Source organism: Microbacterium gilvum, from assembly GCF_039543865.1.
Taxonomy (GTDB): Bacteria; Actinomycetota; Actinomycetes; order Actinomycetales; family Microbacteriaceae; genus Microbacterium; species Microbacterium gilvum.
Window position 1 is genome coordinate 848,923 of sequence record NZ_BAABKO010000001.1, and the last position, 21,963, is coordinate 870,885.

21 protein-coding genes and 3 riboswitches are annotated in these 21,963 nt (G+C 72.1%); of the genes, 3 read left to right on the top strand and 18 right to left on the bottom strand.

What is annotated here, in order from left to right; genetic code table 11:
- Nucleotides 1-69: 69 nt before the first annotated feature.
- From typA to ABD998_RS04340, 7 genes are all read right to left on the bottom strand, one after another.
- Complete coding sequence (gene typA, locus ABD998_RS04310) at nucleotides 70-1,974, bottom strand: translational GTPase TypA (RefSeq protein ID WP_345436266.1); 1,905 nt, start codon at nucleotides 1,972-1,974, stop codon at nucleotides 70-72.
- Nucleotides 1,975-2,062: 88 nt separating this feature from the next.
- Complete coding sequence (locus ABD998_RS04315; RefSeq protein WP_345436269.1) at nucleotides 2,063-2,596, bottom strand: PH domain-containing protein; 534 nt, start codon at nucleotides 2,594-2,596, stop codon at nucleotides 2,063-2,065.
- Nucleotides 2,593-3,120, bottom strand: a complete 528-nt coding sequence (locus ABD998_RS04320) for a PH domain-containing protein (protein WP_345436271.1) — start codon at nucleotides 3,118-3,120, stop codon at nucleotides 2,593-2,595. The genes ABD998_RS04315 and ABD998_RS04320 overlap by 4 nt, the downstream gene beginning before the upstream one ends.
- Entirely contained in the window at nucleotides 3,117-4,775 is a 1,659-nt protein-coding gene (locus tag ABD998_RS04325; RefSeq protein WP_345436273.1) for an ABC transporter ATP-binding protein, read from the bottom strand. Before ABD998_RS04325 ends, ABD998_RS04320 begins: the two co-directional genes overlap by 4 nt.
- 17 nt (nucleotides 4,776-4,792) lie before the next feature.
- Entirely contained in the window at nucleotides 4,793-5,731 is a 939-nt protein-coding gene (locus ABD998_RS04330) for an ABC transporter permease (RefSeq protein ID WP_345436275.1), read from the bottom strand.
- Nucleotides 5,721-6,650, bottom strand: a complete 930-nt coding sequence (locus ABD998_RS04335; protein WP_345436278.1) for an ABC transporter permease — start codon at nucleotides 6,648-6,650, stop codon at nucleotides 5,721-5,723. Before ABD998_RS04335 ends, ABD998_RS04330 begins: the two co-directional genes overlap by 11 nt.
- Before the next feature lie 192 nt (nucleotides 6,651-6,842).
- A complete protein-coding gene (locus ABD998_RS04340) occupies nucleotides 6,843-8,471 on the bottom strand; it encodes a peptide ABC transporter substrate-binding protein (protein ID WP_345436280.1) in 1,629 nt (542 codons plus the stop codon).
- A gap of 264 nt (nucleotides 8,472-8,735) precedes the next feature.
- Between ABD998_RS04340 and ABD998_RS04345 the strand changes: the two genes are divergently transcribed.
- Nucleotides 8,736-9,497, top strand: a complete 762-nt coding sequence (locus ABD998_RS04345) for a CPBP family intramembrane glutamic endopeptidase (RefSeq protein WP_345436282.1) — start codon at nucleotides 8,736-8,738, stop codon at nucleotides 9,495-9,497.
- Nucleotides 9,498-9,551: 54 nt separating this feature from the next.
- On the opposite strand, the gene ABD998_RS04350 is transcribed toward ABD998_RS04345, so the two are convergent.
- Genes ABD998_RS04350 through ABD998_RS04365 form a run of 4 tightly spaced genes read right to left on the bottom strand, consistent with a single transcriptional unit; the run spans nucleotide 9,552 to nucleotide 11,492 of the window.
- The gene (locus ABD998_RS04350; RefSeq protein ID WP_345436284.1) at nucleotides 9,552-9,977 is read right to left on the bottom strand and encodes a GNAT family acetyltransferase; all 426 of its coding nucleotides are present in this window, start codon (nucleotides 9,975-9,977) and stop codon (nucleotides 9,552-9,554) included.
- Entirely contained in the window at nucleotides 9,974-10,438 is a 465-nt protein-coding gene (locus tag ABD998_RS04355; protein WP_345436286.1) for a hypothetical protein, read from the bottom strand. The genes ABD998_RS04350 and ABD998_RS04355 overlap by 4 nt, the downstream gene beginning before the upstream one ends.
- Nucleotides 10,435-10,899, bottom strand: coding sequence for a GNAT family N-acetyltransferase (locus ABD998_RS04360; protein WP_345436288.1), 465 nt, complete (start codon nucleotides 10,897-10,899; stop codon nucleotides 10,435-10,437). Before ABD998_RS04360 ends, ABD998_RS04355 begins: the two co-directional genes overlap by 4 nt.
- Nucleotides 10,896-11,492, bottom strand: a complete 597-nt coding sequence (locus ABD998_RS04365; protein ID WP_345436290.1) for a GNAT family N-acetyltransferase — start codon at nucleotides 11,490-11,492, stop codon at nucleotides 10,896-10,898. Before ABD998_RS04365 ends, ABD998_RS04360 begins: the two co-directional genes overlap by 4 nt.
- A 32-nt stretch (nucleotides 11,493-11,524) precedes the next feature.
- On the opposite strand from ABD998_RS04365, the gene ABD998_RS04370 reads away from it, so the two are divergent.
- Nucleotides 11,525-12,004 carry an NUDIX hydrolase gene (locus ABD998_RS04370; protein ID WP_345436292.1) on the top strand — a complete coding sequence of 160 codons (480 nt, stop codon included), beginning with the start codon at nucleotides 11,525-11,527 and terminating at the stop codon, nucleotides 12,002-12,004.
- A gap of 79 nt (nucleotides 12,005-12,083) precedes the next feature.
- Here the strand turns inward: ABD998_RS04370 and gcvPB are convergent, their stop codons facing one another.
- From gcvPB to thiM, 7 genes are all read right to left on the bottom strand, one after another.
- Nucleotides 12,084-15,026, bottom strand: a complete 2,943-nt coding sequence (gene gcvPB, locus ABD998_RS04375; protein ID WP_345436295.1) for an aminomethyl-transferring glycine dehydrogenase subunit GcvPB — start codon at nucleotides 15,024-15,026, stop codon at nucleotides 12,084-12,086.
- The gene (gcvH, locus tag ABD998_RS04380) at nucleotides 15,023-15,403 is read right to left on the bottom strand and encodes a glycine cleavage system protein GcvH (RefSeq protein ID WP_345436297.1); all 381 of its coding nucleotides are present in this window, start codon (nucleotides 15,401-15,403) and stop codon (nucleotides 15,023-15,025) included. Before gcvH ends, gcvPB begins: the two co-directional genes overlap by 4 nt.
- Nucleotides 15,400-16,512, bottom strand: a complete 1,113-nt coding sequence (gcvT, locus tag ABD998_RS04385) for a glycine cleavage system aminomethyltransferase GcvT (protein WP_345436299.1) — start codon at nucleotides 16,510-16,512, stop codon at nucleotides 15,400-15,402. The genes gcvH and gcvT overlap by 4 nt, the downstream gene beginning before the upstream one ends.
- Entirely contained in the window at nucleotides 16,506-17,888 is a 1,383-nt protein-coding gene (locus ABD998_RS04390) for an L-serine ammonia-lyase (protein WP_345436301.1), read from the bottom strand. The genes gcvT and ABD998_RS04390 overlap by 7 nt, the downstream gene beginning before the upstream one ends.
- Nucleotides 17,889-17,911: 23 nt before the next feature.
- A riboswitch (glycine riboswitch) is annotated at nucleotides 17,912-17,996 on the bottom strand.
- A riboswitch (glycine riboswitch) is annotated at nucleotides 17,997-18,087 on the bottom strand.
- A 52-nt stretch (nucleotides 18,088-18,139) separates the two neighbouring features.
- Entirely contained in the window at nucleotides 18,140-19,591 is a 1,452-nt protein-coding gene (gene thiD, locus ABD998_RS04395; RefSeq protein ID WP_345436303.1) for a bifunctional hydroxymethylpyrimidine kinase/phosphomethylpyrimidine kinase, read from the bottom strand.
- Nucleotides 19,588-20,256, bottom strand: a complete 669-nt coding sequence (thiE, locus tag ABD998_RS04400; RefSeq protein ID WP_345436305.1) for a thiamine phosphate synthase — start codon at nucleotides 20,254-20,256, stop codon at nucleotides 19,588-19,590. The genes thiD and thiE overlap by 4 nt, the downstream gene beginning before the upstream one ends.
- On the bottom strand, nucleotides 20,253-21,059 hold the full coding sequence (gene thiM, locus ABD998_RS04405) for a hydroxyethylthiazole kinase (protein ID WP_345436308.1): 807 nt from the start codon (nucleotides 21,057-21,059) through the stop codon (nucleotides 20,253-20,255). Before thiM ends, thiE begins: the two co-directional genes overlap by 4 nt.
- A riboswitch (TPP riboswitch) is annotated at nucleotides 21,051-21,145 on the bottom strand. (Overlaps the previous gene by 9 nt.)
- 23 nt (nucleotides 21,146-21,168) lie before the next feature.
- On the opposite strand from thiM, the gene ABD998_RS04410 reads away from it, so the two are divergent.
- Nucleotides 21,169-21,864 (top strand): NUDIX hydrolase, encoded by a 696-nt coding sequence (locus ABD998_RS04410; protein WP_425562936.1) that lies wholly within the window; start codon nucleotides 21,169-21,171, stop codon nucleotides 21,862-21,864.
- Nucleotides 21,865-21,963 lie beyond the last annotated feature (99 nt).

Consider the following 21,963-nt stretch of genomic DNA (forward strand, 5'->3'; position numbering starts at 1 on the left):
GCGCCCCCGGTCCGCGGAACCGGGGGCGCTCGGAGGTTCACCTCTGGCGAGGTTCCGGATCGATTCGCGTCAGCCCTGGCGCTTGAGGCGCGCGGCCGCGCGGCCGCGCTCGGTCGCGTCGAGCACGACCTTGCGGATGCGCACGGCCTCGGGCGTGACCTCGACGCATTCGTCCTCGCGGGCGAACTCGAGCGACTCCTCGAGCGACAGGATGCGCGGCGGGGTCATCGACTCGAACGAGTCGGCCGTGGCCGACCGCATGTTCGTGAGCTTCTTCTCCTTGGTGATGTTCACGTCCATGTCGTCGGCGCGGGAGTTCTCGCCGACGACCATGCCCTCGTAGACCTCCTCGGTCGGCTTCACGAAGAACGACATGCGCTCCTGCAGGCCGATCATGGCGAAGGGCGTCACGACGCCCGCGCGGTCGGCGACGATCGAGCCGTTCTGACGCGCGACGATCTGCCCCGCCCAGTCGTCGTAGCCGTGCGAGATGGCGTTCGCGATGCCCGTGCCGCGCGTGATCGACAGGAACTCGGTGCGGAACCCGATGAGACCGCGCGACGGCACGATGAACTCCATGCGGATCCAGCCGGTGCCGTGGTTGATCATGTTGTCCATGCGGCCCTTGCGGTTCGCCATGAGCTGCGTCACGGCGCCGAGGTGCTCCTCCGGCACGTCGATCGTGAGGTGCTCGAACGGCTCCTGCGTCTTGCCGTCCGGGCCCTTGCGCGTGACGACCTGGGGCTTGCCGACCGTGAGCTCGAAGCCCTCGCGGCGCATGTTCTCGACGAGGATGGCGAGCTGCAGCTCTCCGCGCCCCTGCACCTCCCAGGCGTCGGGACGCCCGATGTCGTTCACGCGGATCGACACGTTGCCGATGAGCTCGCGGTCGAGGCGGTCCTTCACCATGCGCGCCGTGAGCTTGTGGCCCTTGACCTTGCCGACGAGCGGCGAGGTGTTCGTCCCGATCGTCATGGAGATCGATGGCTCGTCGACCGTGATCTGCGGCAGCGGGCGGACGTCCTCGGGGTCGGCGATGGTCTCGCCGATCATGATGTCCTCGAAGCCGGCGATGACGGCGATGTCGCCGGGGCCCGCCGACTCGGCCGGGTAGCGGTCGAGCGCCTTCGTCATGAGCAGCTCGGTGATGCGGGCGTTCTGCGTCGTGCCGTCCTGACGCACCCACGCGACCGTCTGGCCCTTCTTGAGGGTGCCGTTGAAGACGCGCAGCAGCGCGAGGCGGCCGAGGAACGACGACGAGTCGAGGTTCGTCACCCACGCCTGCAGCGGGGCCTCGTCGTCGTACGACGGCGCCGGCACGTGCTCGAGGATGGCCTCGAAGAGCGGCTCGAGGTCGTCGTTGTCGGGCAGCGCGCCGTTCTCGGGGCGCGTGCGCGATGCCGCGCCGGCGCGGCCGGAGGCGTAGACGACCGGCACGTCGAGCAGGGCGTCGACGTCGAGGTCGGGAACGTCGTCCTGGAGGTCGCTCGCGAGACCGAGCAGCAGGTCGTGCGCCTCCTCCTCGACCTCGGCGATGCGGGCGTCGGGGCGGTCGGTCTTGTTGACGAGGAGGATGACGGGGAGCTTCGCCTCGAGAGCCTTGCGCAGCACGAAGCGCGTCTGCGGCAGCGGGCCCTCGGAGGAGTCCACGAGGAGGACCACGCCGTCGACCATGGACAGTCCGCGCTCGACCTCGCCGCCGAAGTCGGCGTGACCCGGGGTGTCGATCACGTTGATCGTCACGGGGGTCTCGGTGTGGACGCCGTTGTACGTGATCGCCGTGTTCTTGGCGAGGATCGTGATGCCCTTCTCGCGCTCGAGGTCGTTCGAGTCCATCGCGCGCTCCTCGACGTGCGCGTGCTCGCCGAACGAGCCCGTCTGACGCAGCATGGCGTCCACGAGGGTCGTCTTGCCGTGGTCGACGTGCGCGACGATCGCGACGTTGCGGAGATCGGAACGGTGGGCGAGCGCCATGAAGGGATCCTTCTGATCAGCGGGGAGATCCCCGGAAGCGGGGCAGTCCATCGTACCGTCCGCCGACGACGCGCCGTTCAGGCTGCGGTCAGGCCGCGACGACGAGCGACCACGTCGCTCCCACGGCGATGACGCAGAGCGCGACGAGGCTCGGCACGTCGACGCGCCGGCGCACGTCGCGATCGGACGTCCGCGCACGTGCGAGGAAGAGACGGAGCGTGTCGGCCTGATCGTCACCGGGCTCGGGTGCGCGGCCGGTGCACAGATGGCGGGAATGCAGGTGGCGGGGCGCCGCGCCGAGCGCACGGACGATGCGGCCGTCGCGGAGCACGACCTCGAGCTGCCAGCGCATGCGGATGTCGGCGATCTCGTGCCACGGGATCTCGACGACGTGGAGGATGTTGCGCACGCGCAGCAGATCGTCGTCGGCGACGACGCTCGGCGCCGCGAAGAGGACGTAGACCGCCCAGCAGAGGGCGAGCAGCCACGGCGCCACGAGGAGCGCGTCGAACGGCGAGGCGCGGAGCGCCGCGTCGACGAGGAGGAGGCCGCATCCGGTTCCGACGAGGACGAGCCCCAGCCATCCGGCGGCGCGGCGGAAGGCGATGCGGTAGCCGGTCACCGCGTGAGGGCGACCGCGATCCCCGCCCACACGAGGAGGACGACGAGCGCGACGATGGCGGGGACGTCCCATGTGCGCCGGATCGTGCCGGGCGCCGGGGAGGCGGCGGAGCGCAGCTCGCGCAGGAGCTCGAGCTCGCGCTCGGCCGGCTGCTCGACGGGGCGCCTCCCCTGCCTGCGCGCGGCCAGCGCCCACGCCTGCACGGGGCGTCCTTCGGCGAGCTCCAGCGTGACCTGCCACCGGAGCGTGATGTCGACGACGGCGCCCCAGGTCGCCGCGGTGGTCCGCAGCGGGTTGCGGACGACGACGCCGTGGGCGTCGGACGTCACCCGCGGGCTCGCGAGGAACACCCACGCGAACCAGACGACGAGGAGGAGCCACGGCGCGATGAGGAGCGCCTGCGTCGCGCTCCCCCGGACGACGACGTCGACCAGGAGGAAGAGCACGACGCCGCCCGTGACGACGAGCCAGACGATGCCCGCGGTGCTGCGGATCGTCCGGCTCGCCGCCTCGGGATGCGTCATCGGCCGCCCAGCTCCACGGTGCGGCCGGGGATGGCCTCGAGCAGGCGCTCGGTGTAGGCCTCCTGCGGGTTCGCGAACACCTGGTCCACGGCCCCCTGCTCGACGATGCGGCCCTTCTCCATCACCGACACGAGGTCGGCGGCGACCCGCACGACGGCGAGGTCGTGCGTGATGAAGAGGTACGTGAGGCCCAGCTCTCCCTGCAGCTCCGCGAGGAGCTTGAGGATCTGATCCTGCACGAGCACGTCGAGCGCCGACACCGCCTCGTCGAGCACGACGATGTCGGGCTTGAGGGCGAGGGCACGCGCGATCGCGACCCGCTGGCGCTGACCGCCCGAGAGCTCGTTGGGATAGCGCCAGGCGAGCTCGCGCGGGAGGGCGACCTGCTCGAGCAGCTCGAACACGCGGTCGCGCCGCGACGCCTGGTCGCCGACCTTGTGCACGTGCAGCGGCTCGGAGATGAGCGCGCCGATCGAGCGCAGCGGGTCGAGCGACCCGTACGGGTCCTGGAAGACGGGCTGCATGCGGCGGCGAAGGGCGAAGACGCCCTGACGCGACAGCGTGGTCGCGTCGGTGCCGTCGATGAGGATCTGCCCGCTCGTGGCCGTCTCGAGCTGGAGCACCATCTTCGCGACGGTCGACTTGCCCGATCCCGACTCGCCGACGAGGGCCAGGGTCTTCCCCTTGGGGATCTGGAACGAGACCCCGTCCACGGCGCGGAACGGCTCGCTGCGGAACCCGCCGCGGCGGATCTTGTACTCCTTGACGAGGTCGCGCACCTCGACGACGGGCGCCGCGGTCTGCAGGACCTCCGTCGTCGTCTCGATGCCCCGGTCCTCCACGGTCGCCTGGATGCGCTGCGAGGCGAGGCTCGGGGCCGCCGCGACGAGACGCTGCGTGTAGGGGTGCTGGGGGTCCTCGAGGATCTCGCGGCTGGGCCCCGACTCGACGATCTCGCCCTGGTTCATGACGATGATGGTGTCGGCGCGGTCGGCGGCGAGCCCCAGGTCGTGCGTGATGAAGAGCACAGAGGTGCCCTTCTCCCGCGTGAGCGACGCGAGGTGGTCGAGGATGACCCGCTGCACCGTCACGTCGAGCGCGCTCGTCGGCTCGTCGGCGATGAGCAGCGCCGGGTCGGCGGCGAGGCCGATGCCGATGAGGGCGCGCTGGCGCATCCCGCCGGAGAACTGGTGCGGGAACTGGTGCAGGCGCCGCTCGGCGTCTGCGAGGCCGGCCTGCTGCAGCACCTCGATGGCGCGGCGCTCGACCTCCTTGCGACCGCTCGCGAGGCCGTTCGCGCGGATGGCCTCCTTCACCTGGAAGCCGATCGACCACACCGGGTTGAGGTTCGACATCGGGTCCTGCGGGACGTAGCCGATCCGCCGCCCGCGGACGTCCTCCATCTCGCGGCGCGACGCCTTCGTGAGGTCGACGCCCTCGAGCTCGATGGTTCCGCCTGTGACGGCGCCCGTGCCGGGCAGCAGGTCGATGATGGCGCTCGCCGTCGTCGACTTGCCGGAGCCCGACTCGCCGACGATCGCGACCGTCTCGCCGCGGTGGATGTCGAGGTCGACGCCGTGGACGACCTCGCGCTGCTTCTTGCCCGTGCCGAAGGAGATCTTCAGGCCGCGGACGCGCAGGAGGGGCTCGGCCATGCTGCCGCCTTTCGTGGTCATCGCTGCGCCCTCGCCTTCGGGTCGAGCGCATCGCGGAGGAGTTCGCCCAGCGTCACGAACGCGAGCACGGTCACCGTGAGCGCGAGGGACGGCCAGAACAGCGCCATGGGCGACGTCCGGATCGACGTCTGCGCCTGGCTGATGTCGGCGCCCCACGACACGCCGCCGAGGCCGACGCCCAGGAACGACAGCGTCGCCTCCGCGACGATGGCGCTGCCGAGGCCCACCGTGGAGATGACGATGATGGGCGCCATGGCGTTGGGCAGCACGTGCACGACGAGCGTCTTGAACCGCGACAGCCCGACGGCGATCGACCCCATGACGAAGTCCGACTGCTTCACGCGCAGCACCTCGGCGCGCATGACGCGCGCCGTCGACGCCCACGAGAACCCGCCGATCGCGAACGCGAGCACGAGCTCGTTCCTCACCTCGCGGGGGACGACCGTCATGACGACGATGGCCGCGACGATGTAGGGGATCGTGAAGAAGATGTCGCCGACGCGCGACAGCAGCGAGTCGAGCCATCCGCCGTAGAACGCCGCGAGGGCGCCCATGATGACGCCGATGACCGTCCCGATGAGGGTCGCGAGGAGGCCGACCGTCAGCGAGACGCGCGTGCCGTAGATGAGGCGCGACCACACGTCGCACCCGAGCCGCGTGTACCCGAGCGGATGCCCGGCCTCGGGACCGGCGTTGCTCTTGTCGAGGAAGCAGGCGTTCGAACCCGCCGGGGGGAACGACGCGAACAGCGAGGGCCACACCGAGACGAGGAGGACCAGGGCGCACATCACGACCGAGATCCAGAACAGCGGCCGCTTGCGCAGGTCGCGCCATGCGTCCAGCCAGAGGTTGCTCTTCTTCTCGTCGACCCGGACGGCGTCGACGACGACGCTCGCCTCCTTCACGGGCGCGACGTAGTGCGTACTACTTGACATAGCGGATCCTCGGGTCGAGCAGACCGTACAGCAGGTCGACGAACAGGTTGACGATCACGTAGACGACGACGAAGACGGTGACGAACGACACGACCGTCGGGGTCTCGTGGCGGATGATCGCCTGGTACAGCGTGTTGCCCACGCCCGGCACGTTGAAGATGCCCTCGGTCACCGTCGCGCCGACCATCAGGATCCCGAAGTTCGTCGCCATGTCGGTCACCATCGGGATGAGCGAGTTGCGCAGCACGTGCACGGGGATGACGCGACCGCGCGAGAGGCCCTTGCTGTACGCCGTGCGCACCCAGTCCTGGCCGAGCGACTCGATCATCGACGAGCGCGTCAGGCGCATGCTGGCCGCGTAGACGCTGAAGCCGAGGACGATCGCGGGCAGCCAGAGGTCGCCCCACCCGTTCTCGCCTCCCACGGTCGGCTTGAACCACTCCAGCTGGACCGCGAGGAAGAACTGCGCCAGGAAGGCGAGCACGAAGATCGGCACGGCGATGAAGACGAGCGCGATGACGAGCTGCAGGTGGTCGTACCACGTCCCCTTGAAGATCGCCGAGGTCGCGCCGATGACGATGGACAGCACGAAGGCGATGAGGATGGCGAGGACGGCGAGGCGCAGCGTGACGGGGAAGGTGCGGGCGAGCACCTCGCCCACGCTCTGACCGGTGAACGTCGTCCCGAAGTCACCCGTGAGGATGCCGCCGAGGTAGTTGAGGTACTGCACGATGAACGGCTGATCCAGCGCGTAGCGCTCTCGGATCGCGGTGATGACCGCCTCCGGCGGCTGCTTGTCGCCGTACATCGCGGCGATGGGGTCTCCCGGCATCGCGAAGACCATGAAGTAGATGAGCAGCGTGGCTCCCAGGAACACCGGGATCACCTGCAGCAGACGTCTGAGGATGTAAGCGATCACCCTCGCCCTCCCTTCCGGGGGTTTTCTCTGCCGTGTCGGGCACACGGAAAAGGGCCCCGCTCAGCGGTGCCCTTCTTGTCCATCATCCGCCTCCCCCGCTGGGAGATGCATGGACGACGGTCGAGGACATGGGCGAAGCGGTGGCATGGCATGCCACCGCTTCGCCCGCGCGGGAGCGGAGCTCCCGGCCGATTACTCGGCCTTGGTGATGTCGGTGTAGATCGGAACCGAGTCCCAGCCGAAGACGACGTTCTCGACGCCCTCAGCCCATCCGCCGGTCACGTTGGAGTACCAGAGCGGGATGGCGGGCAGGTCGGTGAAGAGCACCGTCTGCGCCTCCTGGAACTTCGCGTTCGCCTCGTCGGGGTCGGTCGCGCTGATGCCCTCGGCGAGGAGCGCGTCGAACTCGGGGTTGTTGTACTTGCCGTCGTTGCCGCCCGCCGTCGAGGCGTAGAGCGGGGCGAGGAAGTTGTACAGACCCGGGTAGTCGGCCTGCCATCCGGCGCGGTACGGGCCGACCGTCGAGGCGTCGCGCGCGTCGAGCAGCGTCGCGAAGTCGGGGTACGGGTCGCCCACGGCCGTGATGCCGAGCACGTTCGAGATGGAGTTCGCCGTGGCGTCGACCCACGTCTGGTGGCCGCCGTCGGCGTTGTACGCGATCGTGAACTCGCCCTCCCAGGGGCTGATCTCGTCGGCCTGAGCCCACAGCTCCTGCGCGAGCTCGGGGTCGTACTCGAGCACCTCGCTGCCGGGGACGGAGTCGCTCCACCCGTCGATGACCGGCGACGTGAAGTCGTTCGCCGGGGTGCGCGTGCCGCTGAAGACGACGTCGGTGATCTCCTCGCGGTTGATGGCGTGGGAGATGGCCGCCTTGCGCAGGCGCCCCTCCTCGTCGGTCGCGAAGTGCTCGTACCACTCGGGGATCGTGAGCGACTGGAAGATGGCGGCCGGCTGGTTCACCGTGCGGCCGTCGAGGTCGGTCTCGTAGGTCTCGAACGCCGAGTCGGGGATCGCGTCGAGAACGTCGAGCACGCCGCCCTGGAGGTCGGCGTAGGCCGCATCCTGCGTGGCGTAGAAGACGATGTCGAGGCCGCCGTTCTGGGCGACGCGCGGACCGTCGTAGTCGGGGTTCGTCACGAGGTCGATGCGGACGTCGTGCTGCCACGCGTCCTCGCCGTCGAGCATGTACGGGCCGTTGCCGATGGGGCTCTGCGCGAAGGCCTCGAGGTCCTCGAACGCCACGTCGGGCAGCGGGTAGTACGCCGAGTAGCCGAGACGCTGCGCGAAGTCGGAGGCCGGCTTGTTGAGCGTGATCGTGAAGGTGTAGTCGTCGACGATCTCGAGGCCGGTGAGCTCGGAGTCCTCCTCGGCGCTGTAGCCCTCGATGTCCTCGAAGAAGTACGAGCCGTAGTGGCCGTTCGAGAGCTTCGCGCCCTCGTTCCACGCCTTCGTGAAGTTGTCGGCCGTGACCTCCTCGCCGTTCGTGAAGGTCGTGCCCTCGCGCAGCTTCACGGTGAGGTGCGTCGGCGAGTCGACCGTGATCTCCTCGGCCGCGTCGTTGACGACGGCGCCCTCGGCGTCGTACGCCACCAGTCCGGCGTAGATCGACGTCACGATCTTGCCGCCGCCGGTCTCGCCCGTCATCGATCCGATGAGGCCGTACTGCGGCTCCGAGCCGTTCGTCGTGATGACGGCCGTGGACGAGCCCTCCGAGGGCGTCTCCTCGCCGCTGCCGCCCGTGTCGCTCGAGCAGCCGGCGAGCACGAGCCCGCCGATGCCGAGGAGCGCGAGGCCCGACAGGGCGATCTTGTTGCGCTTCACTGTGCTGTTCCTCCGATGGAAGGGGATGTGGATGCTGTCAGGCAGGTAGGAACCCGCTGAGAGCGATGATGGCAATCTAAGCCCGTCGACGGTCTGTGACAAATCTTCCGTGCAACCGTTACAGACCCTTTACTCCTCTGTGACGTTCGTGGGCAATCTGCTCGCGACGCGCACGGCCTCCATGCACCCGCATCGACTCGGGCGTCCTGCATGGCTGTCTGGCACCTTCAGCCGTGGCATCGAAGGGTGTGGGAATCTCGTCCCGTGACGACACCATCCCGCACCGGACCCACCCGCGCAAGGCTGTGGTGGGAGATCGCGATCCTCCTCGCGCTGAGCCTCGGGCAGTCCGCCGTCTACTCCGTGCTCGCGCTCGTCCGCGCGCTCACGCGCGACGTGGCGCTCGCCGACCAGTCGACCGCGCTCAACCCCTCGCGAGCCGACGAGGCGCTGTGGGACGCGCTGTACCAGGTGCTCGACATCGGCTTCGATCTCGCGCTCGTGGCGCTCGCGATCTTCCTGCTGTGGGAGCCGGGGCGGAGCGCGCTGCGCGCCGTCGGGCTCGACTTCTCGCGGTTCGGTCGCGACCTCGGACTCGCCGTCGCCCTGCTCGCCGCGATCGGGATCCCCGGTCTCGCGCTGTACGCGGGCGGGCGCCTGCTCGGCATCACGGTCGCGGTGGAGGCCTCGCCGCTCGACGCCGCGTGGTGGACCGTGCCGATCCTCGTGCTGTCGGCCGTGCGCGCCGGGCTCCTCGAGGAGGTGATCATGAACGGGTACCTGTTCGATCGCCTCCGCCGGCTCGCATGGGGACCGTGGACGATCATCCTCGCCACCTCCGCGCTGCGCGCCGCGTATCACGCGTACCAGGGGTTCGGAGCGATCGTCGGCAACTTCGCGATGGGCGTCGTGTTCGGCTGGTGCTACCGCCGCTGGGGCCGCGTGATGCCGCTCGTCGTCGCGCACACGTTCATCGACGTCATCGCGTTCGTCGGGTATCCGCTGGCCGCGCCGTACCTCCCCTGACGGATGCGGCCGGAGCATGCGAGCCGCCGCACCCCGCAGCACCCCGCCGCGGGCTCAAGCGTCGGGGATGAGCCGCTTGCCCGTGAGCGAGGTCGACTCGCGCGTGTACCCGATCGCGTCGTAGTACTCCAGCACGCGCGTGTTCTCGGCGCGCACCATGAGCATCACCTTGGGGCAGCCGAGCGCGACGAGTCGGCGTTCGGCCTCCGCGACGAGCGCACGGCCGATCCCCTCCCCTCGCCGCGCCGGGTCGGCGGCGAGGTAGTACAGCCAGCCGCGGTGGCCGTCGTACCCCGCCATGACGGATCCCGTCACGGCGTCGCCGTCGACGGCGACGAGCAGCAGGTCGGGCCAGACGGCGCGTGCACGGCGGATGTCCGCGTGCGGGTCGTTCCACGGACGCGTGAGACCGGCGGCGAGCCAGAGCGCCACGACGGACTCGACGTCGTCGTCCTGCAGCGGGCGGATCACGACCGTCACCGGCTCAGCACCACCAGCACGTAGTCGGCGCCGTCGAAGAGGTCGTCGTACGGGCGTCCCGCGTCGTCGAACGCCTGCTCCTCGATCGCGACGAGCTCATCGCCGCGGTGCGCCGAGAACGCCGGCGGCGGCGCATCGACCGCGAAACCGGCCTGCTCCGCGAGCGCTGCGAGCTCATCGACCATCGCGCCTCCCTCCTGGGGATAGAACGCCCACGTCGTCTCGCCCGCGACGAAGGCGCAGTGCGGCAGCCGGTGGTCGGGGAGGCCGAGCTCCTCGCCGATCACGGCGGGGGCCTCCCCCACGGCGTCGAGGTCGTCGGCGATGCGGTCGCCGAGCTCTTCCGGGCACGGCGCGACGGCGTCCGCCGTCGGCTGGGGGTCGGGAGCCGCGCAGCCCGTGAGCGCGCCGATCATCGCCGCCGCGATCACGGCGGGCAGCGGGCGGATGGCGATGCTCACGTCGACAGGCTATCGAGCGGCATCGACCAGGCGACCTCGCGACCGAGCTGTCCCGTGGCGCGGAACAGCCGCACCTGGTGCGCGTCCGAGAGCACGGCGGCCAGCTCGTCGCGGTCGGCCGGGGCGAAGCCCAGCCCCTGCCAGAACGGACCGGAGCGGCGGGAGAAGAGCCACGCCCTCGACGCCCCGTGCGCGGCCGCCTCGTCGATCGCCCGCCGCGCGAGCGCCGTGCCGCGACCGCCGCCGCGCGCGGCCGGATGCACGGCGACACTGCGGATGAGCACGTTCCGGCCATCCGCGCCCCGCTCGAATCCCGTCGTCGCCGAGACCGCGCCCGCGGCGTCGCGCTCCACCCACAGGTGCACGGACGGCGCGTCGAGACCGCTCACGGTGAGGTCGGCGAGCCGCAGGAACGCCTCGATGTCGGCGCGGTCGGCGGGTGTCGCGGAGGCGAGGCTCATGCGCGGTGCCGCGCCAGCCGCGCCTCGAGCCCGATCCGCACGGGCGGCCATTCGTGCGCCAGGATCGAGAACACCACGGTGTCGCGCACGTGGCCGTCCGGCATGATGCGGTGGCTGCGGAGCACGCCGTCCTGCCTCGCTCCGAGGCGGGTGATCGCCGCGCGCGACTGCTGGTTGTGCCAGTGGGTGCAGAACTGCACGCGGATGCAGTCGAGCACGTCGAACGCGCGCTCGAGCAGCAGCAGCTTCGCCGCCGGGTTCACCCCCGTGCCCTGTGCCGACGCGCCGAGCCACGTGTAGCCGATCTCGAGCCGGCGGTTCCCCTGATCGATGTCGCAGTACGTCGTCATCCCGACGGCGCGTCCCGCGCGCCGGTCGACGACGACCCAGGGGGCCATCCTCCCCGCCGCCTGCTCGGCGAGCCGGCGCTCGATCTCCCCGGCCATCCCCTCTGCCGTCGGCACCGAGGTGTACCACGTGCGCGCCGCCTCGTCGGCGGAGAGGGCGGCGACGAGGTCGTCGCGGTGATGCGCGGCGAGCGGTTCCAGCCGCACGACATCGTTCTCGAGCACGGGCGTCGCAGCGAAGTCCACGGCACCACGCTACCGCCGCCTAGGATCGGCTCATGGCGACCCCCGAGTTCATCCTGCGGCTGCGCGAGAAGATCGGCACCGAGCTGCTCTGGCTCACCGGGGCGACGGCCGTCGTGCTGCGCGGCGAGGGCGATGCGCGGGAGGTGCTGCTCGTGCGGCGCGCCGACAACGGCCGGCTGACCCCCGTGACGGGCATCGTCGACCCGGGCGAGCAGCCCGCCGTCGCGGCGGTGCGGGAGGTGCTCGAGGAGGCGGACGTCGTCGCCGAGGCGGAGGCGCTCGTCTGGGTCAACACCCTTCCGCCCATGGTCTATCCCAACGGCGACCGCTCCCAGTACCTCGACCTCGTGTTCCGCTGCCGCTACGTCTCGGGCGACCCGCGCCCGGCGGACGGCGAGAACAGCGAGGCCTTCTGGCGTCGCGTCGACGACCTCGCCGACGTCGACGGCGAGATGCGCGAGCGCATCCGGATGGCCGTGGACGGCTCCGACCGCGCCCGGTTCGAGGTCTGAGCCGCGCGGCCGCGGCCATCCGACCTCCCGCCGAGACCGGCCAGGGGCCGGCCTCGGCGAGGGAGCGCGGCCATCCGGATCAGGCGAAGGCCTCGATCGGCGGGCAGGCGCACACGAGGTTGCGGTCGCCGTAGGCCTGGTCGATGCGGCGCACGGGCGGCCAGTACTTCCCCTCCACGTCGCCGGACGGGTACACCGCCGTCTCGCGCGAGTACGGATGGCCCCACTCGCCCACGAGCGCGGAGGCCGCCGTGTGCGGCGCGTTCGCCAGCGGGTTGTCGCCCTGCGGCCACTCCCCCGCCGCCACGCGGCCGGCCTCGCGGCGGATGGCGATCATCGCGTCGACGAACCGGTCGAGCTCGGCGAGGTCCTCCGACTCGGTCGGCTCGACCATGAGCGTTCCCGCCACGGGGAACGACATCGTCGGCGCGTGGAACCCGTAGTCGACCAGCCGCTTGGCGACGTCGTCGACGCTCACCCCTGTCTCGGCCTTGAGGGGACGCAGGTCGAGGATGCACTCGTGCGCGACGCGCCCCTCTTCTCCCGTGTAGAGCACCGGGTAGTGCTCCGAGAGGCGGGCGGCGACGTAGTTCGCGGCGATCACGGCGGCGTCGGTCGCCATGGTCAGCCCCTCGAGGCCCATCATGCGCACGTACGCCCACGAGATCGGCAGGATGCCCGCCGAGCCGTACGGCGCCGCGGAGACGGGCCCGATCCCGTCGCGGTCCGCCTGCGCGAAGGGGTGCGAGGGCAGGAACGGCGCGAGGTGCGCCTTCGCCGCGACGGGCCCGACCCCCGGTCCGCCGCCGCCGTGCGGGATCGCGAACGTCTTGTGCAGGTTGAGGTGCGACACGTCGCCGCCGAGGTCGCCGAACCGGGCGTGCCCGAGGAGCGCGTTGAGGTTCGCCCCGTCGATGTACACCTGCCCTCCCGCGTCGTGGACGGCGGCCGTGATCTCCAGGACGTCGTGCTCGTACACGCCGTGCGTCGACGGGTACGTGATCATGAGCGCCGCGAGCGCGTCGGCGTGGGAGGCGATCTTCGCGCGCAGGTCGTCGAGGTCGACGTTGCCCTGCTCGTCGCATGCCACGACGACGACGCGCATGCCGGCGAGCACGGCGGATGCCGCGTTCGTCCCGTGCGCCGACGAGGGGATGAGGCACACGTCGCGCCCGAGGTCGCCGCGCGAGCGGTGGTACCCGCGGATGGCGAGGAGGCCGGCGAGCTCGCCCTGCGACCCCGCGTTCGGCTGCAGCGACACCGCGTCGTAGCCCGTGAGGTCGGCGAGCCAGCCCTCCAGCTGCGCGATGAGGGCGAGGTAGCCGCCGACGTCCTCGCGTGGCGCGAACGGGTGGATGCGCCCGAACTCGGGCCATGTGATGGCGGCCATCGCGGTCGCCGCGTTGAGCTTCATGGTGCACGAGCCGAGCGGGATCATCCCCCGGTCGAGCGCGTAGTCCTTGTCGGCGAGGCGCTTGAGGTAGCGCATCATGGCCGTCTCCGAGCGGTGGCTCGAGAAGACGGGGTGCGTCAGGTACGCCTCCGTGCGGACGAGGTCGTCGGGCAGTGCTTCGCCCGTGCGGATGGGCGCCGTGGACGCTTCGCCAGTGCGGATGTCGGCAGTGGAAGCGCTTTCCCCGTTCGCCAGTGCGGATGTCGAGCCCGCACCGTCAGTCGAGCCGACACCACCACCCGAGCCGGCACCCGCGCCCGCCGCGAACGCCGCGCGCACGGCGTCGAGGTCGGCCAGGGTCGTGGCCTCGCCGACCGACACGCCGACCGTGTCGGCGTCGACGAGGTGCAGGAGGACGCCGCCGTCGTGCGCGGCGGCGGCGACCGCGGCCGCGCGGGCGGGCACGCGCACGCGGACCGTGTCGAAGTGCGCCGCGTCGCCCGTGTCGAGGCCGAGCTCGGCGAGCCATCCGCGCAGCAGCGTCGTCTTCGCGCGCACGTCCTCCGCGATCGCGCGGATGCCCTCGGGGCCGTGGTAGACGGCGTACATGGCCGCCATGACGGCGAGCAGCACCTGCGCCGTGCAGATGTTGCTCGTCGCCTTCTCCCGGCGGATGTGCTGCTCGCGCGTCTGCAGCGCGAGACGGTAGGCGAGCCGGCCGTCCGCGTCCTTCGAGACGCCCACGAGACGTCCGGGCAGCTGCCGCTCGAGCCCCTGCCGCACGACCATGAAGCCCGCGTGCGGTCCCCCGAAGCCGAGGGGCACGCCGAAGCGCTGCGACGAGCCCACGACGACGTCGGCGCCGAGCGACCCGGGTGACGCGAGCAGGGCGAGGGCGAGCAGATCGGCCGCGACGACCGCCTGGCCTCCCGCGACATGCACGGCATCGACGACGCCCTGCGGGTTCCACACCCGCCCGGATGCGCCGGGGTACTGGACGAGGGCGCCGAAGAGCGCCTCGGGCAGAGCCTCCCCGCCCGCGAGGTCGACCTCGACGAGCTCGATGCCGAGGGCCTCGGCGCGCACGGCGAGCACGGCCTTGGTCTGCGGCAGCGCGTCGGCGTCGACGACGAAGACGTCGGAGCCCCCGCGCACGGCGCGCCGCGCGACGAGCATCCCCTCGACGGCGGCGGTGGCCTCGTCGAGCATCGACGCGTTGGCGACCGGCAGGCCGGCGAGGTCGGCCACCATGGTCTGGAAGTTCAGGAGCGCCTCGAGGCGCCCCTGCGAGATCTCGGGCTGGTACGGCGTGTACGCGGTGTACCACGACGGGTTCTCGAGCACGTTCCGCTGGATGACCGAGGGGGTGAGTGTGTCGCTGTAGCCGAGCCCGATGAGGGGCGAGAGCACGCGGTTGCGGGCAGCGAGCTCGCGCAGCTCCGCGAGCGCCTCGGCCTCCGAGACGCCCTCGGCGGGGATGGCGGCACCGGCCGCGCCGAGGCCGCGGATGACGGGAGGCACGGCCGCCGCGAGGACGCCCGCCGCGTCGGCGTCGCCGACGAGCGCGGCCATCCGCTCGCGCTCGCCCGCCGTGGTGCCGATGTGCCGATCGGCGTAGGCCGCGCTCACGCCTCCTGCCCCGTCAGGCCGATGTAGGCGGAGCGGTCGAGCAGTCCGGCCGGCTCTCCCGACAGACGCACCTTCACGAGCCATGCACCGTCGAAGGGCGCCTCGTTCACGAGGCCGGGGTTCGCGTCGACATCGGCGTTCGTCGCGACGACGACGCCGTCGACGGGCGCGTAGAGCTCCGAGACCGACTTGGTCGACTCGATCTCGCCCATCACCTGCCCCGACGAGACGGCCGCGTCGACCGCTGGCAGGTCGACGAAGACGACGTCGCCGAGCTGGTCTGCGGCGTAGTCGGTGACGCCGATCGTGGCCATGTCGCCGTCGATGCGGATCCACTCGTGCTCGGACGTGTAGGACAGCGCGGTGAGGTCGGTCATGAGATCCTCCGGTAGAAGGGCAGGGCGGTCGGGGTGGCGGCGATGCGCGTTCCGCGCACGTCGATGGCGAGGTCGTCCGCCGCGGCCGCGGCGGGGTCGACGTAGGCGAGGGCGATGGGATGGCCGAGCGTGGGGCTGAGCGCACCGCTCGTGACCTCCCCGACGACGGTGCCGCCGCGGAGGACGGGATAGCCGGCGCGTCCCGCGCGGCGGCCGTCGGAGACGAGGCCGACGAGCACGCGCGCGGCGGGGTCGGCGTCGAGGGCGGCGCGCCCGACGAAGTCGCCCGTGTCGACCACGACCCGGCCGAGCCCGGCCTGAGCGGGGCGGATGCCGCGCGTCAGCTCATGGCCGTAGAGCGGCATGCCGGCTTCGAGGCGCAGGGTGTCTCGTGCCGCGAGCCCCGCGGGCACGAGCCCGTGCGGGGCGCCAGCGGCGAGCAGCGCCCGCCACAGAGCGGGGGCCTTGTCGTTCGCGACCAGCAGCTCGAAGCCGTCCTCCCCCGTGTAGCCCGTGCGGGCGAGGAGCAGCGGCGCGCCGTCGAAGGTCGCGTCGGCCCAGGCGTAGTAGCGCTGATCGGCCCACGGGGTGGACGGCTCGCCGATGCCGGCGGTCTCCTCCAGGACGCGCTGCGCGACCGGCCCCTGCACGGCGATGAGCGCCGAGACGTCGGTGAGGTCCTCGACCGCGGCGTCCGTGCACGCGCGCTCCTCGAACGCCGCGCGCACGGCGGCGCGGTTGCCGGCGTTGGCGATGACGAGATAGCTCTCGTCGCCCAGCCGGTACACGATCACGTCGTCGACGATTCCGCCGTCGTCGGCGAGCACGAGCGAGTACTTCGCCCGGCCGGTGGCGAGGGCCGACAGGCGCCCCGCGAGCGCGTGGTCGAGGAACGCCCCCGCGCCGGCGCCCGTCACGGAGAACTCCGCCATGTGCGAGATGTCGAACAGCCCGGCCGCCGTCCGCACGGCGTGGTGCTCGGCGAGGTCGGACGAGTAGCGGACGGGCATGAGCCATCCGCCGAAATCGGTGAAGGATGCCCCGAGCGCCTCGTGCTCGGCGTGCAGGGGCGTCGTCCTCGGTTCGGTCACGGGGTGCCTCCTCAGCATTCCACGACGTTGACGGCGAGACCCGCCATCGCCGTCTCCTTGTACTTCTCGCTCATGTCGCGCCCCGTCTGCCGCATCGTCTCGATGACCGTGTCGAGCGACACCCGGTGCGTGCCGTCGCCCCACATGGCCATCTTGGCGGCGTTGACCGCCTTGCCGGAAGCGATCGCGTTCCGCTCGATGCACGGGATCTGGACGAGGCCTCCGACGGGGTCGCACGTGAGGCCGAGATTGTGCTCCATGGCGATCTCGGCGGCGTTCTCCACCTGCGCCGGGGTCCCGCCCAGGATGGCCGCCAGCGCTCCCGCGGCCATCGACGACGCGGAGCCGACCTCGCCCTGGCACCCGACCTCCGCACCCGAGATGGAGGCGCGCTGCTTGTAGATCGACCCGATGGCGGCCGCGGTGAGCAGGAACTCGACGGCGATGTCGTCGTGCGATCCGGTCGCGCGCGGGGTGTAGTGCGCGGCGTGATGGAGGACGGCGGGGATGATCCCGGCTGCCCCGTTCGTGGGCGCCGTCACGACGCGTCCCCCTGCGGCGTTCTCCTCGTTGACGGCGAGGGCGACGAGGTTAATCCACTCCTGCGCGAACAGCGGGCTGCGGTCGGGGTCCTCGACGGCGAGGCGCGCGCGCCAGGCGGGCGCGCGGCGGACGACGCCGAGCCCTCCCGGCAGCATCCCCTCCGTCCGCGTGCCGGCCGTGTAGCACTCCACCATGGCGTCCCTGATGCGCAGGATGCCCGCGCGCACGTCCTCGGGCGCCCGGAGGGCCGCCTCGTTGCGGAGGGCGATGTCGGCGATCGACGCCCCCTCCGCCTCGCAGTGCGCGAGCAGCTCGGCGGCCGTCGAGAACGGATGCGGCACGACGCCGTCGTCCGCCTGCTCCCGCTCCTCCCCGTCGCGCACGATGAAGCCGCCGCCGACCGAGTAGTAGACCGCCTCCTCGGCGACCGAGCCGTCGCCTCGGAGCGCGGCGAAGCGCATCGCGTTCGTGTGCCGGCCGTGCACGGTGAGGGGATGCAGGCGGATGTCCTCCGTCCGCAGCGGGACGGGTGTCGCGTCGCCGATCCGCACCGTGCCGTCTGCCTCGATGCGCGCGATGCGCTCCGCCACCTCGGCGGCGGAGACCCCGTCGGGCTGCCGCCCCTCGAGCCCCACGAGCACGGCGGCGAGCGTGCCGTGTCCCGCTCCTGTCGCCGCGAGCGAGCCGTACAGGTCGACCGCCACGGCGGCTGGCGGCTGGGCCAGCCGCGCGACGAACTCGGCGGCGGCGCGCATGGGGCCGACCGTGTGCGAGCTCGACGGCCCGATCCCGATCGTGAAGAGGTCGAACACCCCGATGTAGGTCACAAGAGGAACTCCCGTTGTCGGCATCCGCGACGGATGCGGTGAGTTCCTCCCGCTCTGTCATGGTGCCTGAGAGTTTCCGCGGCGCGCCGCTTGCCCCGTCGGCGGGCGCTCGGGCGCCGCTTTCCAGAGTGACCTGCCGACACGGTACGTGGGCCTGAGAGATTCCGGGAGGGACTTGCTCCTACGGCAGCGGCGCGAGGCCGCGTTCTCCCGTGACGGGTGGACGGTCTGTTCGGTTGTGATCCCGATGATAGCGCCAGCGGGTTTCCGGCGCGTTACCGATGCGACGGCCGGCGCTGCGCGAAGAACGCCAACTCGTGCCGCGCAGAGGCGAGGAAGGCCGCGCGCATCCGCGCGAGCGCCGCATCGTCGGCGCCGTGCGCGGCGCGCTGGGTCCAGCGGATGGCCTCCTGCGTGGAGAGCGCGAAGGCGTCCGACGCGTACATCTCCAGCCAGTCCGCGTACGGATGCCCGGGACGCCGGCGCGCCGCGAGCCGCTCGGCGACGTCCTGATAGAGCCAGAAGCAGGGCAGCAGCGCCGCGACGAGCGTCGCATGATCCCCCGATGCGGCGCGCAGATGCGAGAGGTACGCCGCGGTCTCCGCGCTCTCCTCGGCGGGTTCGTCGCCGACGCGGGCGCGGTGCAGCGAGAGCTCGGTCTCGAGGCACGTGTGCGCCGAGCCCGCCCAGAACGCCTGCTCCTCCAGGGTCGGCGCGAGGGCGGCAGCACGGCTGAGCACCCGGGCGTATCCGCGCAGGTACAGCGAGTCCTGCGCGAGATAGTGGGCGAAGTCGGCCTCGTCGAGGGTTCCGTCGCCGAGAGCGGCGACGAACCAGACGTCGTCGATGCCGGCGCGCAGCGCGGCGATGTCGTCCCACCAGGCGTCGAGCTCGGCATCGCGACGGGGCGGCGCGTCTCCCGCCCACAGCGCTGCGCCGTGATGCAGCGGTCCGTGGCCGCCGCCGACCTCGAGCGCGTCGGCCTCCGCGATCGCCCGCCGCAGCCAGTCCCTCGCGAGGCGCGCCGACCATCCCCAGTCGCCCGTGCGCGCCTGCATCGTCGCGAGTGCGGCCGAGAGCGAGCAGCCCGTGCCGTGCGTGCTCGTCGTGGCGATGCGCGCCCCGGGGAAGGTCGTCGAGCTCCCGTCCGGCGCGACGAGCGCATCGGGGCAGTCGGGGCCGTCGAGGTGGCCGCCCTTCGCGAGCACGCGCACGCCGTGTCTGCGCGCGAGCTCTGCGGCCTGGTCGAGCGCGTCCGGCCAGGAGCTCGCGACCGCGCCCCCGACGAGCACGGCGAGCTCGGGCAGGTTCGGGGTGACGACGTCGACGAGTGCGAACAGGTCGTGCAGCGCCCGCTCGGCCTCGGCGTCGATGAGGCGGTCGCCGCTCGTGGCGACCATGACGGGATCGAGCACGACGACGGGACGTGCCGGGAGCGCGCTCAGCCATGCGGCCGTCTCGGCGATCACCTCGGCGGTTCCCAGCATGCCGATCTTGACGGCGTCGATGCGCACGTCGGCCGCGACGGCGTCGAGCTGCGCCCGCAGGAACGACGAGGGCGGCGTGTGCACGGCCGAGACGCCGCGCGTGTTCTGCGCCGTGAGGGCCGTGACGGCCGCCATCCCGTAGCCGCCGCAGGCGAGGATCGTCTTCAGATCGGCCTGCACGCCCGCCCCGCCGGACGGATCGGAGCCGGCGATCGACAGCACGTTCGCGACGCGGCTCACGCGCCGGCCCCCGCATCGGCCCACTCGACCCGCAGCGCGGCCGCCGCCTCCGCCGGCCGCGTCGCCGCGCAGATCGCGCGGACGACGGCGATGCCCGCCGCACCGGCGCGGCGCGCGTCGGCGGCGTCGCCCGGCCCCACCCCGCCGATCGCGACGCACGGGATGTCGGGGACGAGCGCGGCGAACGCCGCGAAGCCGTCCCACCCGAGCGGTGCCGGATGGTCCTTCTTCGTGGGCGTGGGGCGGACGGCGCCGACGCCCAGGTAGTCGACCGTCCCCGATGGCAGGCCGCGCAGCGCCGGCAGCTGCGATGCGAGGCTCGCGCTGAGCCCCACGACGGCGTCGGGCCCGACGAGATCGCGCACGCGCCCCGCCGGCAGGTCGCTCTGACCGATGTGCACGCCGTCGACGGCGGCGCCCGCCGCCCGGGCGGCGAGGAAGACGTCGACGCGGTCGTTCACGAGGAGGGTCGCCCGGCCGGCCATGTGCAGGGCCGCCTCCTCCACGACGCGCAGCAGCTCGGCCGCCGAGAGCTCCTTGCCGCGGATCTGCACGGCCGACACGCCGCCGTCCACGGCGGCCGCCACGATGTCGGCGACGGGACGGTCGCCGACCGACGCGGCGTCGGCGACCAGGTAGACGGAGGGGTCGAACGCGCGCCTCATCCGCGCACCGCCGTGGTCTCGTCGACGCGCACGGCGGCGAGATCGGAGGGCGAGACGGCGTCGAGCGCGTCGAGGAAGCGCCATCCGAACGAGCCGGGACCGTCCGACGCCGCCGCGGCGCGCTCCGAGGCCGCCGCGTACAGTGCGTGCGCGGCCACGGCGCCGGCGAACGCGTCGCCCGCCGCCGCGATGCACGCGGCGGTGACGGCGCCGAGCGAGCATCCGCCGCCCGTGATGCGCGTGAGGAGCGCGCTGCCGCCGTGGATCCGCGCGACCCGGCGGACCGCGACGACGGCGTCGACGGGGCCGGAGACCGCCACGACGGCGCCGGTCCGCTGGGCGATCTCCCGCGCGGCGTCCAGCGCCGCGTCGACGTCGTCGGCGGCGTCCACGCCGCGACCGCCCGCTCCGACGCCCGCGAGCGCGCGGATCTCCGAGGCGTTCCCGCGCACGGCCGTCGGCTCGAGATCGAGCAGGCGCTGCGCGAACGCCGTGCGCATCCCGAGCGCGCCCACTCCGACGGGGTCGAGCACCCAGGGCACGCCGGCGAGGTGCGCCGACGACGCCGCGGCGAGCATCGCCTCGCGCTGCTCCGCGGTCGGCGTGCCGAGGTTCACGAGCACGGCCGACGCGACCGCCGCGCATTCGCCCGCCTCCTCGGGGACGTCGGCCATCACGGGCGCGGCGCCCACCGCGAGGAGCGCGTTGGCCGTGACGTTCACGACGACGGAATTGGTGAGGCACTGCACGAGCGGAGACGACTCCCTCACGCTCGCGAGCACCGGTGCGTATGCGTCACTCATCAGCGACATCCCTCCGCTCGTTCTAACGAGATCAGGTGCGTACGGGTGTGATCTCAGTCCCGGTCGGGACACCCCGTGTCACTGGGAAGCGAGCATATACGCTCGGAGGGTGACGCCCGACCCGACGCCCGCCGCCATCCGCGTCGCCGTCTCGACGGCGATCTTCTCGCTGCGCGCGCGACCGGGGGCGGATGCGCTCATGATCCCGCTCGTGCGGCGTACGCGGGAGCCGTTCCGAGACCAGTGGGCGCTGCCGGGCGGCTGGCTCGACGCCGCGGAGGGGCTCGACGACGCCGCATCGCGGACCCTCGCGGAGACGACGGCCCTCAGCCCCAGCTACCTCGAGCAGCTCTACGCCTTCGGAGACGTCGACCGCTCCCCCACCCGGGTCGTGTCGGTCGTGTACTGGGCCCTGCTCCGCTCCGATCTCGTCGACGCCCAGCGCGCCGCGGAGGGCGCGCCCGAGAACGTCGAGTGGTTCGACGTCGACGACCTCCCCGCGCTCGCGTTCGACCACAACCGGATCGTCGCGTACGCGCTCTGGCGCCTGCGCAACAAGGTCGGCTACAGCCGCATCGCCCACGGTCTGCTTCCCGACGAGTTCACCCTCACCGAGCTGCGCGAGGTCTACGAGGCCGTGCTCGGCCGGCGCCTCGACCCCTCGAACTTCCGCCGCCTCCTGGAGGGCTCGGAGTCCCTCATCCCGACCGAGTCGTTCCGCACGGGCAAGCACCGCCCCGCGCGGCTCTTCCGCTACAACTCCGACGTGGAGCTCGCCGACCGCGGGCCCCTCGGCGACGCCTGAGGCTCTCCCCGCCGCCCTCTCGCACTCCGGTCGCCATTGTGGTCAGAGTGACTTAAACTCGGTTCGTCCGACTTAGAGTCACACCGACCCGAACGGGGT